This window comes from Micromonospora sp. NPDC048835 (assembly GCF_040649995.1).
Classification (GTDB): Bacteria; Actinomycetota; Actinomycetes; order Mycobacteriales; family Micromonosporaceae; genus Micromonospora.
In genome coordinates, this window is the sequence record NZ_JBEZGM010000001.1 from 328,426 (window position 1) to 341,943 (window position 13,518).

The window sequence follows — 13,518 nt, forward strand, 5'->3', positions numbered from 1 at the left end:
CGGTAGGGGCCGTCATTGCTGAGACGCCAGGGTCCTGCGGACGGCGACAATCGTGACCGCGACGAGGGTGGCGAAGACCGGTCCGGTCGCCGCGTGGGCGATGGCGAGCACGACGGTGTCGCCCCGCCCATAGAAGATCACCTGTACGGCGGCGTTGATGACGTTGATACCGATCGCCGCGCCGGTGGCCCTCAGGTGGACGCGGCGCAGCGCCGCGTTGCGGTACCAGTCACGCGGGCCGTTGGTGACCCGGTTGAGGAGCAGGCCGGTCAACGGCCGGCGCGCGATCATGGTGGCCAGGCACACCATGATCACGGCGAACGGGATCAGGGTCGGGACCAGGAAGAACCCCCGCGCGTCCCCGGTGACGGCGGCGACCACCGCGCACACCGTTACGACCAGGATGCCGATCAGCGCCGAGCGTGGCGACTGTCGGCGCGCGAGCCGAAAGCCCAGGCCGGCGACGGCGGTGACGGCTGCGGCGGCGATCGCCGGGTACAGAGATGCCACGACGTTCGCTGCCACGAACACCAGGCCCGGAGCTGCGGCCACGCCGATCCCGACCCAGCGCTCCGGGTCGCGCCACATCTGCCTGATCGCCGCCCACCCCGACTCTGTTGCCTGGTGGCGACTCTGCCGCGGGCCGGATCGAGGTGGTGGTTCGGGGTGGCGGCTGGCGTCGTGCTCGGGCATCCGGTCGCCGATCGTGAGGGTCGCTCGAAGGTCGCTCATGGGGAAAATGGTTGCACGTGAAACAGTATCTAGCAAACCTGTGTCGAGTGAGATAGTGTTGGGAGGTGCCTACAGATGCAGCTTCCACCGAGCAGTCAGCCCCGTCCGGCACTCCGGAGAACCCTGAGGAGGGATCCCCCTTCGCGATCGGTCTGCTCCTACGTCGGGCGCATGATCGCGTGGCGAGAGCGATGGACGACGCTCTGGCGCCGTTCGGCATCGAGCGGCGCCATCTGATGGTGATGATGCGGCTGCACGCCTCGGGCCCGCTCAGCCAGCGTGACCTCGTCGCGCACACGAACCACGACAAAGCCTCGATCGTCCGGATCGTCGACGACCTCGAACGACTGGACCTCGCCGCACGCCAGCTCGTGCCCGGCGACCGGCGACTGCGGGCCGTCACCCTGACCGAGCACGGTCGTGACGTCTTCACCCTGGCCCATCAAGCCGCCGAACCCGCCGCCGCGGCCGCGACCGCCCACCTCACCCCAGCGCAGACCCAGCAACTCCAGCGACTCCTGCGCGCGATGGTCGCCCCGTGATCGGCCCGCCTACCACCCCTGCCACATCAGGCCCGTTACGGGCCGCCCGACGGTGAACGGCAGGCCCCTACCGCCAGCTCGCTGGCAGGAAAGGCACCACCTCATGCGTGTTCTCATCATCGGCGCGGGTCTCGGCGGACTCACTCTGCTGCACGGACTACGACGCGCAGGAATCGACGCCCGAGTGTTCGAACGATCGTCGTACCGCGCAACGCAACCAGCCAGCTACGGCATACACCTCAACGCCGACGGCCTGCGCGCCCTGCACGCCTGTCTCCCCGATGAGAACTGGAAGATGATCGACGCCGCCGGAACCGCCGTACCGATGATCATCCGGTTTCACGACCCCCGCCGCGGCGTCCTGGCCACCATCGACAAGAGGTTCCCCGAAGACACCACCGACCCGATCACCAAACGTCGCGCGATCAGCCGCGGCAACCTGCACGAAGCCCTCCTGCACAACACCCACACCGACGTGGACGCGGAACCTCTCGTGCACTGGGAGAAGACGTTCACCCACTACGAGCTGCACACCCACGGCGTCCGGGCGTACTTCGCCGACGGCTCCCACACCGACGGCGACATCCTCGTGGGCGCCGACGGCAGCAACTCCCGAGTACGCCACCAACGTCTCCCCGGCCTACGACGTCAGGAACTCGGCATCATCAACATCGCCGGCCGTGTCCCCCTGGCCGGCGCCGTCGCCGCCGCCCTACCGGCCGACTTCACCGACGGCAGCATCAACAACGTCGTCCCCGCCCGCGACGGGTGGATGTTCCTGTCCACCTGGCCCACCGGTGAACTCGACGACACCGACGGCAGCAACGGCGCCTCCGAGTACGTCGTGTGGGCCTGGGCCGGATCGCGAGACTCATACCCGGACGGAGTCGAGAACCTCGACGGCACGCACCTCAAGCACCTCGTCACCGAACGCGTCCAGAACTGGACCACAGCACTGCGGACCATGGTGGATGCCACCGACGCCGCCACCATCACCACAGTGCCTCTGCGGACCATGCCCCAGCTCCCCGAATGGTCACCCTCTCGAGTCACACTTCTCGGCGACGCCATCCACAACATGACTCCCATGGCCGGCATCGGTGCCAACACCGCCCTACGCGACGGCGACCACCTCCGCCACGTCCTCACCACCGGCACTGACCCGGTCACCGCCATCGGCCTCTATGAAACCGCGATGCGACACGACGCCAACCAGGCCCTGGCACTGTCCACCCGGAACGCGGCGAGCGCCGCCCTGGCCGGCCCAACGAACCGGACCATGTTCCGTGCTCTCCTGCGCGCGAGTGCGGCCATTCCCGCCGTGCGGCGCAAAATCTTCGGACCGTCCATCTGATCCCTCGTCGCCGCCCGGCCACGTGCCGCACGAACACTTCCGGGCGAGGTGGTGCTCAGGACGTCAGCCGTGCAGGTAGGTGGTGATCACGTCCGGGTCGGGGTCCATGCCCAGCCCGGGACCCGAGGGTACGCCGATGCGACCTTTCTGCACGGTCAACTGGCTGCCGTAGACCTGCGCTTCGAGATCGAAGTAGCGCCATTCGATCATGGTGTCGGTCGTCGCCATGGCGGCGACGGTATGCAGGGCGGCGAGCAGGCCGGGGCCGTCGTAGAAGGTGTGCGGCATGACCGGGACATTGCGGAGGCGGGCGAGCGTGAAGACTTTGCTCAGCTCGGTTACGCCGCCCATCTTGGCGGGGCTCGGCTGGACGTAGGTGACCGCCTCGTTGTCGAGGAGGCGGTCGAAGTCCAGAAGCGTGCCGATGTTCTCTCCGGCGGCGATGGGAATACCGGAGCGACGGACATCGGCCAGTCCGCTGTAGTTCTCCGGCGGCCAGACCGGTTCCTCCAACCAGGTGAGTGCGAGCGGTTCCAGCTCCTTGGCGTACGCCAGCGCTTGGTTGACCGTCCAGGCGCAGTTGACGTCGGCCATGATGGCAACGTCGGGTCCCGCTTCGTCGCGGGCCGCTTTGATCGACGGGAGTTGCTTCTCGTGCAGCTTGACGGCGGGGAATCCGGCGTCGACCGCCTGCCGGACAGCGTGACGGACCAGGTCGGGCTGCCCGTACGCATTCAGGCTCGCGTAGCAGGGCAGATCGGTGGCCGACGTGCCGCCGAGCAGCCGGTGCAGTGGAACCCCGGCGGCCTTGCCCGCGATATCCCACAGCGCGATGTCCACCGCTGACAGGGCATGAGTCAGCGGCCCGCCGCGACCGAACACGTGCAGCTTCTCCTGCAGGTCGCCCATGAGTGGACCGATCTGCGCGGGGTCCCTTCCGACACACATCGGCGCGATCACCTCGTCGATCGCCGTGCGGGTCACCGGCAGGCCGACGAACCCGAAGGACTCGCCCCAGCCTTCCAGCCCGTCGTCGGTGGTCACCCGGGTCAACAGCGTGTCCACCACGTTCAGGCCCTTCGGGCCCCATGCCGAAGCTGCGGATTTCACACCGGGCTTGAACGGAATACGCAGCGGGAAGGTCTTGATCTCGGCGATGGCCACTGTGGCTCCCATGTTGATGTTGACCGGGCGGAGAGACGGTGGAGGGGCCTCACTGTTTCCGTGGATCGTTGCGGGCGTCGACGTACTCCAGGGAAATGGGACCGATCGCGGTCACCTGCGTGACGTACTCGCCAGATTTCGCCAAGTGAAAATGGGGGGTTCCTCCCGGCAGCACCACGACCGCGCCCGGTGGATATGCCTGCAACTTCTCCTCGTCGAACTCATCGCCCTGGCCGATGTAGAAAACCCCGGAGACGACTGTGTAGACCCTGTCTTCCCGGTGCCGGTGCGGCATCAGCCTCTCGCCCGCGGGCAGCTTCACCCGTACCACGAAAGGCTCTGGCTTCGACGCATCGCCCACCACGACGGCGAGCCGGGCCGCCGGCGGGAACCCCGCGAACGGCTGCCAATCCACGTCGTGCGGCAGAACCGACCGAAAGACATCCTGACCGATATGGTGCCCATCCATTCCCGCGACCGTTCTATCAGGGATACGAAAGACAAGCTCGTGGAGATCTGTTGGCTTGATGACAGCACGAAGCCGGCGGGGGAGACGTCAAGGCTCACGACGAGTCAGTCGATCGTGTGGGCGGCACCACGTCGGCGAGTGCACGGTCGAGGATCTCCAGGCCCAGGTCCAGCTCCGCGCGGCTGGAGGTCAGCGCTGGCGCGATGCGGAAGACGCCGCCCATGCCCGGCAGTTGCACCACGTTGAGGTGCAGGCCCAGCTCCAGGCAACGCCCTGTCACTGCGGCGCCCAGCGCGTCGGCCGGTCGTTTCGACTCCCGGTCGCTGACCAGCTCGAGCCCGACCAGCAGTCCGCGTCCGCGCACGTCGCCGACCACCGGGTGCCGTCGGCTGATCTCCTGAAGACCCTTGCGCAGGTACGAGCCCAGGTGTGCCGCCTGTTCGTCGAGCCGGTCGGCCTCCAGTACGTCCAGGACCGTGTTGCCGACCGCGGCCACCAGCGGGTCCGAGACGTGCGTGGTGAAGAAGAGAAAGCCGCGTTCGTGCGCCGTCTGCTCGATCTCCGGGCTGGTCACCACAGCGGCCAACGGCAGGCCGGCGCCGAGCGTCTTGGACAGGGTCAGGATGTCCGGCACGACGCCGTCACGCTCGAACGCGTACCACTCTCCGGTGCGGCACAGACCGGTCTGCGCCTCGTCGAGGATCAACAGCCCGCCCCGCTCGTGCACCTTGTCGCGCAGGGCCGCGAGGTACCCCGGCGGCAGGTCGATCACCCCGCCGGAGCTGAGGATCGGCTCGACGATGCACGCTGCCAGGCTGCCCACCGACTGGGCGTCGAACAGCTCGAACGCGAACTCCAGCTGACGCCGCCAGTCCAGCTCGCCGCCGGGAAGGGTGAAGTCGGGCCGGTACGCGTTCGGCGTGGGGATCGCGAAGTTGCCGGGCGCCGCAGGCCCGTACCCCTTGCGCCCCGAGCTGTAGGTGGCGCTCGCCGCAGCCTGCGTCATCCCGTGCCAGGACCGGGCGAACGAGATGATCTCGTGCCGGCCGGTGACCAGCTTCGCCATCCGGATCGCCGCCTCGTTCGACTCCGCGCCGGTGGTTAACAACAGGACCTTGTCCAGCGGCGCGGGCAGCGAGCCGGCGAGGCGGCGTGCCAGCTCGACCACGGGCCGGCTCAGCATGCCACTGAACAGGTGGTCGAGAGTGGCTGCCTGCCGCTGGATGGTGGCTACGACAGCCGGGTGGGAGTGGCCGAGGATCGCGCTCATCTGCCCCGACGTGAAGTCGAGCAGGCGGCGGCCGTCGGCGGTGAAGACGAAACTGCCCTCGGCGCGGTCGATGATCTCGCGTACGAAGCTTCCCGCGCCGATGTAGCGGACCAGGTGACGATCGGCGTCGGACCAGAACGAATCAGCCATGCATCGACGCTAGGCAGCACCGACAGGCACGTCCATCGCACATTTCCGCTGTCTCTGTTAAGTAGAGCCGTACAGTCGGCGGTCATGACGCTGAATCCATGGCGGCTGCGCCTGCTCGCCGACCTGGCGACCTACGGCACCGTCCGGGCCGTTGCGCAGCGCGGCAACCTGAGCCCGTCAGCGGTGTCGCAGCAGCTGGCCACGCTGGAGCGGGAGACCCGGACCGCGCTGCTGGAACGCACCGGGCGGCGGGTGCGGCTCACCGCGGCCGGGATGTTGCTCGCCGGCCGGGCCCGGGAGATTCTCGCTGCCATGGACGCGGCCGAGGCGGAGCTGCGCCGCCTCGCCGACGAGCCGGCCGGCACGGTTACCGTGGCCGCGTTCCAGAGTGCCGTGCAGGCACTCGCCGAACCGGCGCTCGTCCGTCTCGCGGCCCGACACCCGGACGTGAGCGTGGTGTTGCTGGAGTTGGAGCCGCACGAGAGCATGCCGGCGCTGCGTCGCGGCGACGTCGATCTGATCATCACGACGGCCGACTTCGCCGGCGCCGAACTCTCCCCGGAGATCCACCTGGTGCCGCTCGCCACCGACCCGATCGTGCTCGTGCTGCCCCCGGAGCATCCGCTGGGCAGCGCCGAGTCGGTCGCTCTGGAGGCGTGCGCGCAGCAGCGCTGGACGTTCGACGTCGCCGGCTCGTACATGTCCGAGCTGTCCACCCGACTGTGCCGGGAGGCCGGCTTCGAGCCGGTGGTGATCTGTCGGTTCAACAACTACATGCTGGCGCTCCAGCACGTGGAGAACGGCCGCTCGATCACCATGCTGCCGAAGCTGGCGGTGGACCCGCGATACCGGGTGGTGACCCGACCGCTGAACCCGCCGCTGACGCGGCGCATCACCGCCGGGGTCCGGCGACCGGCCGCGTCACGCCCCGAGGTGACAGCCGTACTCAATGCCCTGAGAGCAGGCGACTGACCTCGGTCGGGCAGCGCCTGAGGATTGAACACCGAGATCACCCCGGACATCGCCCCGCATCTGCAGACGCTGATGCGCAAGGACATCGAGCACTTCGCCGACGCGGTCCGGGCCCGCGGAGCCGACCCAAGCGAGCTGCACGACCGTGGCATGGCCGGCGCGGACGGGCTGGTCGAGGCGGTCGGAATCGTTGCCGGCAGCTCACCGGTCTGACCGGGTGCAGTCTGCGCTGCGATCGGCGAGCCGGGCGCGGTTGGCTTGGAGCCAGACCACAATGCCGTCTACGACGACCATGCCCGGCCGGCACGATTCCGCTACTCGGCGTACGCGTTGGCGACCTGGTACGAGTCCTCGTAGAGACGGAACTTGACGATCTTGTCACCGCTGATCTGGAAGTGCATGGCCACGGCCATCTCGTACCGTCTGCCGGTGGTACGGGCGACGCGTCCGAACCGGCCCAGCATCACCGCGTGATCCCCGTCGTACAAGATTGTCTCGATCTCGTCGACGTTCTCCTCCGGCACGATGTTCGCGCCGAGTGTCCGCAGGTAGTCAGCGACGTCGGTACGCCTGGAACGCCTACCTGTCCAGGGTATCGACGACGACCCGGGCACGTCCCAGTCGATATCTTCGCTGAAGAGCATGGCTACGTCATCCGGGTCGGCACCGCCGCCGACCATGCCAAAGAATTGCTCGACAACAGCACGAGTGGTCATGTGTCTGTGCCTCCAATAAATCGATGTGGTGTTGCGCGCCGAATTCAGCCGATGGGCCCGTCCAGCCCTGCCGTCGCGGGCACGTGGGGCCGCGTGAATAGTTGCTGGCCGCGCTCAACAATGTCGACGTGGGCGCTGAACTCGCGGTCGGGCAGTTGCCCCAAGATCCGTCTATCGACCGGCGGGGATGTCGGCCACTCCGTGGGGCAGCATGGCGCGGGCGGCCCGGACGAGGTCGAGTGATTCACGGAGGAGCTTGATCTTGCCGCTCTCGGCGACGAGACGTCCGGCGTACAGCTGGCTGAAGACACGCCCGGTGACGGTCCGGCGCTCGACCGAGTACTCGCCGAAGGCTTGGTCTGGGGTGTCGATGAGGACCTCGACGGTGTCGAAGCCGAAGTCGGGCACCACCTTCAGCAGGCCGACGACGAACGCGCGGATCTCGTCCGGGCCAACTATGCGCGGCGGTAGTCCGATCGACGTCAGGTACGGCAGTTCGATGACGCCCTGGTCGGTGAAGAGCGCTGCAGTGGCGTCCGGGTCGGCGATGGTGGCGGTGTACGCCCGCATCAGTTCGCCTGCACTTCTCATCAGAAGGTCCTCTCCGGGGAAGCGTGCTCCGATGACGGCGTTGCGGCCGGTCGCCGCCGGGGCCGGCTCAGCCGACCGGGCTGGCGCCGTCTTGGAAGACGTTGATGAAGTTGCCGTCGGCGTCCCGGATGGCGGTGGAGACGCTGCCGTCGCCGAGGTCCAACTGGTCCCACACGATGGTCACACCGAGGTCTCGGAACCGTTTGGTGGCCTGCGCGAGGTCGTCGACGCGCAGGACGAGGGCCTTGTTGCCGATGGGCCGGATGTGCTCCGGCGGGTCGAGGAACATGTCGGGTACGCGGTAGCCGTTTGCGGGCTGGAGCAGTTCGAGCCGGAAGCCGTGACCGTCGACGTAGGCGACGTCGGCGTCGATGGCGTCGAACCGGGACCGGGTCGTCTCGTTGAGCCCGAAGACGTCGTGCCACCACCGGACGGCGGCGTCGATATCGCTGACCGTGATGGTGATGTTGTGCAGGGACAGGGTGAATCCTGCGTCGGTGTCGCTGGGCATGATGTCCTCTGGTGGGAGTGGTGGTGGGCCCGCCCGTCGCCCCGGGTGGTCGCGGATCGGACCACCCGGCGTGTTCCCGAGGTCTCGGGTCAATAACGTCAACGGCGTGGCGTCCGCGGGACCGCGTCGGGGCTCTCCCCGCGGCGGCAGGCGGGGGGCGCTCAGATCTGGTTGACGCCGCCGTCGACGAACAGCTCGATGCCGGTGATGAAGCTGCTCTGGTCGCTGGCCAGGAACAGAGCAGCCGAGGCGATCTCGTCGGGGGTGCCCATCCGGCCCAGCGGCACCTTGCTGGCCAGGAAGCCCTTGAGCTGGGCGGCCTTCTCCGCGTCAGGGGCGAGACCGGTGATGCCCGGGGTGTCGGTGGGGCCGGGGGTGAGGGTGTTCACGCGGACCTTACGGCCCCTGAGTTCGTTGGCCCAGGTTCGGGCGAAGGATCGTACGGCGGCCTTGGAGGCGCCGTAGACGCCGAAGGCCTCGTTGCCGACGCTCGCGGAGGTGGATCCGGTCAGGATCACCGAGGCCCCGTCGTTCAGCAGGGGCAGAGCCTTCTGCACGGTGAACAGCAGGCCCTTGACGTTGGTGTCGAAGATCTGGTCGAAGTGGTCCTCGGACACCTGCTCGAGGCGACGGAAGGATCCTCCGCCGGCGTTGGCGAACAGCACGTCGACTCGCCGGCCCTGCTGTTCGACGGCTCCGTACAGCTTCTCCAGGTCGCCGAGGTTCGAGGTGTCGCCGCGGACGCCGGTGACGTCGCCGCCGATCTCGGCGACGGCTGCGGCGAGGGCGTCCTCGCGGCGGCCGGTGATGAACACGTGTGCGCCCTCTCTGGCGAACCGGCGGGCGGCCGCCAGGCCGATCCCGCTCGTGCCGCCAGTGACCACTGCCGTCTTGCCCTGAAGCTGACCCATGAGCTTCCTTTCGATCATGTCGCTGTCGCCAGCGAGATGGTGGGCGCCGGTGCCGATCGCCGTGGTTCACGGCGGGGCCCTGGCGGCGTTTAACGTAACCATAATGGTTACATCTGCTGCCGACAAATGGGGCATGCCGGTCGGGGGTAGATGTAGCATCGGTGGTTACAGTGAGCGGGCGGAGACGGGTGCGATGAGCGGAAACAGCAGGTTGTGCGTGGCCGTGCACGTTTTGACATGGATGGCCCTGGATCAGCGCGATTCAGCGGCAGTGGCCACCTCCCAGCGCATCGCCGTGAGCGTCAACACGAACCCGGTGGTTATCCGCCGCTGCCTCGGCCAGCTCCGCGAGGCCGGCCTCGTACGGTCCCAACGGGGCGCGGGCGGCGGCTGGCACTTGGCCCACGAACCGGAGTCGATCACCCTGCTGGACACGTACCTCGCGGTCGGGGACGACGAGCCGCTCTTCGCCCTGCACAGTTCACCGCCGAGCGACTCCTGCCCGATCGGATTCGGCATTCAACCGGCCCTGCGTCAGGTGTTCGGCCGACTCGACGAGGCCGTACGACGTGAGCTGGCCGCCACCACCATCGCGGACATGCTCTGCGACGTCCTGGCCCAGCAGCCCGCGACGGCTTGACGGTGCGGTCCGCAATCGTTGCCGGGTAGATGCGGGCCCGGGTGACCCCGGCGGCGAACGTCGTGGTGCCTGCGATCGCGGTCGATCGCAGGCACCACGACAGGTGGGTACGGTCATTTTGCTGACCACTGCTGCAGTTGTAGACCCGTCGTGGTGCTGCCACCGATGACGTCGAGCATCTTTTCGGAGGCGGTGTAGCGCAGGGTGTGCGCGTCCTGAATGCGCTGATCGCCCAGGTGCGGGTGCCGCCCGGCCTCCCCGCCCGAGATACGACCGGGCGGTGGCGTGCCGCGCGCAGGGACCTGAGCGAGAATGGGCCAGTTCGAACTCTGCGCAACCCTGGAAGGACCCTCCCTTGGCCGGTGGACTCGTAGCCCTGCTGGATGACGTGGCGGTGCTGGCCCGTGCCGCCGCGGCGTCGATCGATGACATCGGGGCGGCCGCCGCGAAGGCCGGCGCCAAGGCCGCGGGTGTCGTCGTGGACGATGCTGCCGTCACACCGCAGTACGTGCGGAGTTTGGCGGCCGAGCGCGAGTTGCCGATCATCAAGCGCATTGCCGTGGGGTCGCTGCGCAACAAGTTCCTCATCATCCTGCCGGCGGTGCTGCTGCTCAGTCAGTTCGTGCCCTGGCTGCTCACTCCGATCCTCATGCTCGGCGGCGCCTACCTCTGTTATGAAGGCGCGGAGAAGGTGTGGGCCAAGATCGCCCATCACGATTCCCACGGCGCGGGCGAGCAAGAGGTGCAGGACGAGACGACGCTGGTGTCCGGGGCGGTACGAACCGACCTGATCCTCTCGGCGGAGATCATGGTCATCAGCCTCAACGAGGTGATCGATGAGGCGTTCTGGGCCCGTCTGGTGATCCTGGCTGTCGTCGCTGTCGTCATAACCGTCCTGGTGTATGGCGTGGTGGCCCTGATCGTGAAGATGGACGACGCCGGGCTGCGCCTGTCGCAACGGTCGGGTGCCGTCGCCACGTTCGGTCGCGGCCTGGTGAGGGCGATGCCGGTGGTCCTCACCGTGCTGACGGTGGTCGGCACCGCGGCGATGCTGTGGGTGGGCGGGCACATCCTGCTGCTGGGCACGAACGAGCTGAACCTGCACTTCCTGTACGAGGCTGTGCACCATGTGGAGGTCGCCGCCCACGACGCCACAGGTGTTCTCGGCGGGCTCGTCGGCTGGCTCGTCAACACGGTGGCCAGCGCGATCCTCGGGCTGATCGTCGGAGCGCTGGTCGTGCTGGTCATGACTCTCACGCTCCACCGCCGCACATCCAAGGCTGCGACCGCGGCGGCCACGACTGGTACCGACGGCGCCATCCCCGTGCCGCCGAGCCGTGCGGCTCGGCGTAGCGACGCTCCTGCTGATGACCGGGCGCCGCGCGGTTGACCGCAAAATCACGGCACCTTGTAAGGCCGATCTGTCGCTGGGGCACTGGTGACTGCTGCGGTGCTACTCGTGAGGGGGCTGTGCGCCGTGGGGCTCGGGTGTCGACCCCGGGTAGCGGATGGTAGCCGGTCTTGCCGGCCCGCGCCTCGGCCTCGGCTCGGTGGGAGCACGGAGCGAGTCGAGCAGGTGCCGCAGTGCGGCGCTGGTGTCGCCGAGGTCGACCGGGTCGGTCGAGGTCGCCAGCCAGAGCGCCGCCTCGTTCATCGCGCCGGACAGCAGATGGGTCAGCGGTGCCAACGGCTGTCGGGGGATCAGGCCGGCGTCGATGAGCGTGCCGAGGGCGTCGTGGAGGTGACGGGTGGAGCCGGCCTCGTCCATGGCCCGCCACTCGCTCCAGCCGAGAACGGCGGGTCCGTCGACAAGCACCCGGCCCGAGTCCGGCCGGTCCAGCCCCGCCGCGCAGTGCAGCAACGTCGACTTGCCGGAGCCGGACGGGCCCATCACCGCCGAGAAGGTGCCCGCACCCCGGCACCATCCGGATAGGTCTTGGCGACGTCGACCAGCTCGACCACGCCGGCATCGGGGGCCGGGTTCCCACTCGTGTTCCGCATGTCCATGACCTTGCCGGCAGCCGCGCCGAGCCGGCATATGGCGACCCTGGAAGGCGCTGGTAGGGAACAGCCCTACCCCGTCTCCGCTCGACGACCGACGCGGGCCGGCAGGCAGCGTCAGGTCGTGGAGGCCGGGGCGGTCTCGCGGACCACCGTGACAGCGCTGCGGTTGGCGGCCGGGATGATCAGCGCCGATGCGACGAGCGCGGCGACGGCGATGCCCAGCCATCCCCAGAAGCCGAAGGCGATGACCAGGCCGGAGAGCGCCGCCGGGCCGATGATGTTCTGCGTGATCACGTGCAGGTCGAACGCCCCCAGGTACTCGCCCTGAGCGTGCTCGGGGGCGAGGCCGAACGCGAGCCCCCAACCGGATGCGGCCTGCATCACCTCGGCCACGGAGAGGATCAGCACGGCGGCGACGATCGCCACGGACGCCAGGACCACGTTGTCGTCGAGCGCGGTCACCGCCAGGACCGCGCAGCCGCCGGCCAGCCAGTAGCCGGAGCGCCGGGCGAGCCGACCGGCGCCGTGCACGGTGTCCGCGCCCCGGCTGGCCCGTACCTGGAACAGGATGACGAACGCGGTGTTGACGATCAGCAGCAGAGGAATCAGGAAGTGCGGCAGGTCGGTGCGGGTGAGCGCCCAGAGCGGCATCGTCACCAGGATGATGCTGACGTGCGAGGCGAGGATCGTCGAGACGCCGATCACCGCGACGAAGCGTGGGTCGCGGACCGCGGCGAAACGCTTGAAGCCCACCGGTGCGGGACGCGGCGGCACGTCGGGCAGGCGGGTGACGAGCAGCGCGGCGCCGGCCATCAGCGCGGCGGTGGTGAGGGGGATCAGCACGAGCAGCCGTTGGCTGAGGGCGGCGACGGCCGCCACGCCGATACCGATGCTGAATCCGATGTTGAACACCGACCGCATCATGGCCTTGAGCTTCACCCGCTCCTCGGCGGGCACGAGGTTGCCGATGAGGGCCCCGTTGGTCGGGCCGGTGCCGTACTCGAGGAAACCGACGGTGACCACCAGCGCGAAGAAGGCGGTCGCGCTGTCGACAAGGCTGTAGAGCCCGAATCCGACCGACAGTGCGGCGAACAGGATGACGAGCAGGCGGCGGGCGCCCACCCGGTCGGCGATCACACCGAACAGGACCGACGAGAGGAAGGCGGACAGGCCGGCGGCCGACAGGCCCAGGCCCACCTGCCGGGCGTCGAGTCCGACACGCAGCGTGAAGTAGACGACGCTGCCGCTGAGGAAGACCCCCTTGCCGATGGACTCGGCCAGTCGGATCGCGATCAGCTTCCTGCGGAGCGGGTCGGTCGGTACCAGGCCGGCGACAACGTCCGTCACTCGTGACAAGGGCATGGGTCAATCCTGGCGACGACGGTGTCCGGCGGACAGGGCGACAGGTGTAGCGCGTACGGGACGACGTCCCGGATCGGCCGGGAAGTTCCCCCGTGGACTCCCGGGTCGGCGGTACGTGGACCGCCTGTAA

General features: G+C 68.5%; 16 protein-coding genes and 1 pseudogene. 6 read left to right on the forward strand and 11 right to left on the reverse strand.

Annotated elements, in window-relative coordinates:
• Positions 1-12: 12 nt before the first annotated feature.
• A complete protein-coding gene (locus AB0C15_RS01305; protein ID WP_357347441.1) occupies positions 13-732 on the reverse strand; it encodes a DUF3159 domain-containing protein in 720 nt (239 codons plus the stop codon).
• Between the two features lie 191 nt (positions 733-923).
• Between AB0C15_RS01305 and AB0C15_RS01310 the strand changes: the two genes are divergently transcribed.
• Positions 924-1,274, forward strand: coding sequence for a MarR family transcriptional regulator (locus AB0C15_RS01310; RefSeq protein ID WP_357347443.1), 351 nt, complete (start codon positions 924-926; stop codon positions 1,272-1,274).
• A 103-nt stretch (positions 1,275-1,377) separates the two neighbouring features.
• A complete protein-coding gene (locus tag AB0C15_RS01315; RefSeq protein WP_357347445.1) occupies positions 1,378-2,628 on the forward strand; it encodes an FAD-dependent monooxygenase in 1,251 nt (416 codons plus the stop codon).
• Between the two features lie 63 nt (positions 2,629-2,691).
• Here the strand turns inward: AB0C15_RS01315 and AB0C15_RS01320 are convergent, their stop codons facing one another.
• The 3 genes from AB0C15_RS01320 to AB0C15_RS01330 all read right to left on the reverse strand — a co-directional run bounded on the left by AB0C15_RS01320 (position 2,692) and on the right by AB0C15_RS01330 (position 5,681).
• Positions 2,692-3,792 (reverse strand): mandelate racemase/muconate lactonizing enzyme family protein, encoded by a 1,101-nt coding sequence (locus AB0C15_RS01320; RefSeq protein ID WP_357347448.1) that lies wholly within the window; start codon positions 3,790-3,792, stop codon positions 2,692-2,694.
• 49 nt (positions 3,793-3,841) lie between these two features.
• Positions 3,842-4,261, reverse strand: coding sequence for a cupin domain-containing protein (locus tag AB0C15_RS01325; protein WP_357347450.1), 420 nt, complete (start codon positions 4,259-4,261; stop codon positions 3,842-3,844).
• Between the two features lie 94 nt (positions 4,262-4,355).
• Positions 4,356-5,681, reverse strand: coding sequence for an aspartate aminotransferase family protein (locus AB0C15_RS01330; RefSeq protein WP_357347451.1), 1,326 nt, complete (start codon positions 5,679-5,681; stop codon positions 4,356-4,358).
• An 84-nt stretch (positions 5,682-5,765) separates the two neighbouring features.
• Between AB0C15_RS01330 and AB0C15_RS01335 the strand changes: the two genes are divergently transcribed.
• Positions 5,766-6,653: a LysR family transcriptional regulator gene (locus AB0C15_RS01335; protein ID WP_357347453.1), complete on the forward strand. Its 888-nt coding sequence runs from the start codon at positions 5,766-5,768 to the stop codon at positions 6,651-6,653.
• A gap of 24 nt (positions 6,654-6,677) precedes the next feature.
• A complete protein-coding gene (locus AB0C15_RS01340; RefSeq protein WP_357347455.1) occupies positions 6,678-6,866 on the forward strand; it encodes a hypothetical protein in 189 nt (62 codons plus the stop codon).
• A gap of 101 nt (positions 6,867-6,967) precedes the next feature.
• On the opposite strand, the gene AB0C15_RS01345 is transcribed toward AB0C15_RS01340, so the two are convergent.
• The 4 genes from AB0C15_RS01345 to AB0C15_RS01360 all read right to left on the reverse strand — a co-directional run bounded on the left by AB0C15_RS01345 (position 6,968) and on the right by AB0C15_RS01360 (position 9,382).
• The gene (locus AB0C15_RS01345; protein ID WP_357347457.1) at positions 6,968-7,369 is read right to left on the reverse strand and encodes a nuclear transport factor 2 family protein; all 402 of its coding nucleotides are present in this window, start codon (positions 7,367-7,369) and stop codon (positions 6,968-6,970) included.
• A 171-nt stretch (positions 7,370-7,540) separates the two neighbouring features.
• Complete coding sequence (locus AB0C15_RS01350) at positions 7,541-7,960, reverse strand: nuclear transport factor 2 family protein (RefSeq protein ID WP_357347459.1); 420 nt, start codon at positions 7,958-7,960, stop codon at positions 7,541-7,543.
• 67 nt (positions 7,961-8,027) lie between these two features.
• A complete protein-coding gene (locus AB0C15_RS01355) occupies positions 8,028-8,471 on the reverse strand; it encodes a VOC family protein (RefSeq protein WP_357347461.1) in 444 nt (147 codons plus the stop codon).
• A gap of 161 nt (positions 8,472-8,632) precedes the next feature.
• Positions 8,633-9,382, reverse strand: coding sequence for an SDR family oxidoreductase (locus tag AB0C15_RS01360; protein ID WP_357347463.1), 750 nt, complete (start codon positions 9,380-9,382; stop codon positions 8,633-8,635).
• Between the two features lie 193 nt (positions 9,383-9,575).
• On the opposite strand from AB0C15_RS01360, the gene AB0C15_RS01365 reads away from it, so the two are divergent.
• Positions 9,576-10,022 carry an Rrf2 family transcriptional regulator gene (locus tag AB0C15_RS01365; RefSeq protein ID WP_357347465.1) on the forward strand — a complete coding sequence of 149 codons (447 nt, stop codon included), beginning with the start codon at positions 9,576-9,578 and terminating at the stop codon, positions 10,020-10,022.
• A 355-nt stretch (positions 10,023-10,377) separates the two neighbouring features.
• Positions 10,378-11,412, forward strand: coding sequence for a DUF808 domain-containing protein (locus AB0C15_RS01370; protein WP_357347467.1), 1,035 nt, complete (start codon positions 10,378-10,380; stop codon positions 11,410-11,412).
• 63 nt (positions 11,413-11,475) lie between these two features.
• Here AB0C15_RS01370 and AB0C15_RS01375 read toward each other — a convergent pair whose 3' ends face one another.
• The 3 genes and pseudogenes from AB0C15_RS01375 to AB0C15_RS01385 all read right to left on the reverse strand — a co-directional run bounded on the left by AB0C15_RS01375 (position 11,476) and on the right by AB0C15_RS01385 (position 13,388).
• Positions 11,476-11,790: a hypothetical protein gene (locus AB0C15_RS01375; protein WP_357347892.1), complete on the reverse strand. Its 315-nt coding sequence runs from the start codon at positions 11,788-11,790 to the stop codon at positions 11,476-11,478.
• A 33-nt stretch (positions 11,791-11,823) separates the two neighbouring features.
• A pseudogene (locus AB0C15_RS01380) lies at positions 11,824-11,931 on the reverse strand (ATP-binding cassette domain-containing protein); the annotation flags it as partial.
• Between the two features lie 209 nt (positions 11,932-12,140).
• The gene (locus AB0C15_RS01385; RefSeq protein ID WP_357347469.1) at positions 12,141-13,388 is read right to left on the reverse strand and encodes an MFS transporter; all 1,248 of its coding nucleotides are present in this window, start codon (positions 13,386-13,388) and stop codon (positions 12,141-12,143) included.
• Between the last annotated feature and the right edge of the window lie 130 nt (positions 13,389-13,518).

Coding starts and splice junctions, on each gene's coding strand:
- AB0C15_RS01345 (WP_357347457.1), bottom strand. CDS start 7,369: ATGACCACTCGTGCTGTTGTCGAGCAATTCTTTGGCATGGTCGGCGGC.
- AB0C15_RS01360 (WP_357347463.1), bottom strand. CDS start 9,382: ATGGGTCAGCTTCAGGGCAAGACGGCAGTGGTCACTGGCGGCACGAGC.
- AB0C15_RS01330 (WP_357347451.1), bottom strand. CDS start 5,681: ATGGCTGATTCGTTCTGGTCCGACGCCGATCGTCACCTGGTCCGCTAC.
- AB0C15_RS01350 (WP_357347459.1), bottom strand. CDS start 7,960: ATGAGAAGTGCAGGCGAACTGATGCGGGCGTACACCGCCACCATCGCC.
- AB0C15_RS01385 (WP_357347469.1), bottom strand. CDS start 13,388: ATGCCCTTGTCACGAGTGACGGACGTTGTCGCCGGCCTGGTACCGACC.
- AB0C15_RS01315 (WP_357347445.1), top strand. CDS start 1,378: ATGCGTGTTCTCATCATCGGCGCGGGTCTCGGCGGACTCACTCTGCTG.
- AB0C15_RS01310 (WP_357347443.1), top strand. CDS start 924: ATGGACGACGCTCTGGCGCCGTTCGGCATCGAGCGGCGCCATCTGATG.
- AB0C15_RS01305 (WP_357347441.1), bottom strand. CDS start 732: ATGAGCGACCTTCGAGCGACCCTCACGATCGGCGACCGGATGCCCGAG.
- AB0C15_RS01365 (WP_357347465.1), top strand. CDS start 9,576: ATGAGCGGAAACAGCAGGTTGTGCGTGGCCGTGCACGTTTTGACATGG.
- AB0C15_RS01375 (WP_357347892.1), bottom strand. CDS start 11,790: ATGGACGAGGCCGGCTCCACCCGTCACCTCCACGACGCCCTCGGCACG.
- AB0C15_RS01325 (WP_357347450.1), bottom strand. CDS start 4,261: ATGGATGGGCACCATATCGGTCAGGATGTCTTTCGGTCGGTTCTGCCG.
- AB0C15_RS01355 (WP_357347461.1), bottom strand. CDS start 8,471: ATGCCCAGCGACACCGACGCAGGATTCACCCTGTCCCTGCACAACATC.
- AB0C15_RS01335 (WP_357347453.1), top strand. CDS start 5,766: ATGACGCTGAATCCATGGCGGCTGCGCCTGCTCGCCGACCTGGCGACC.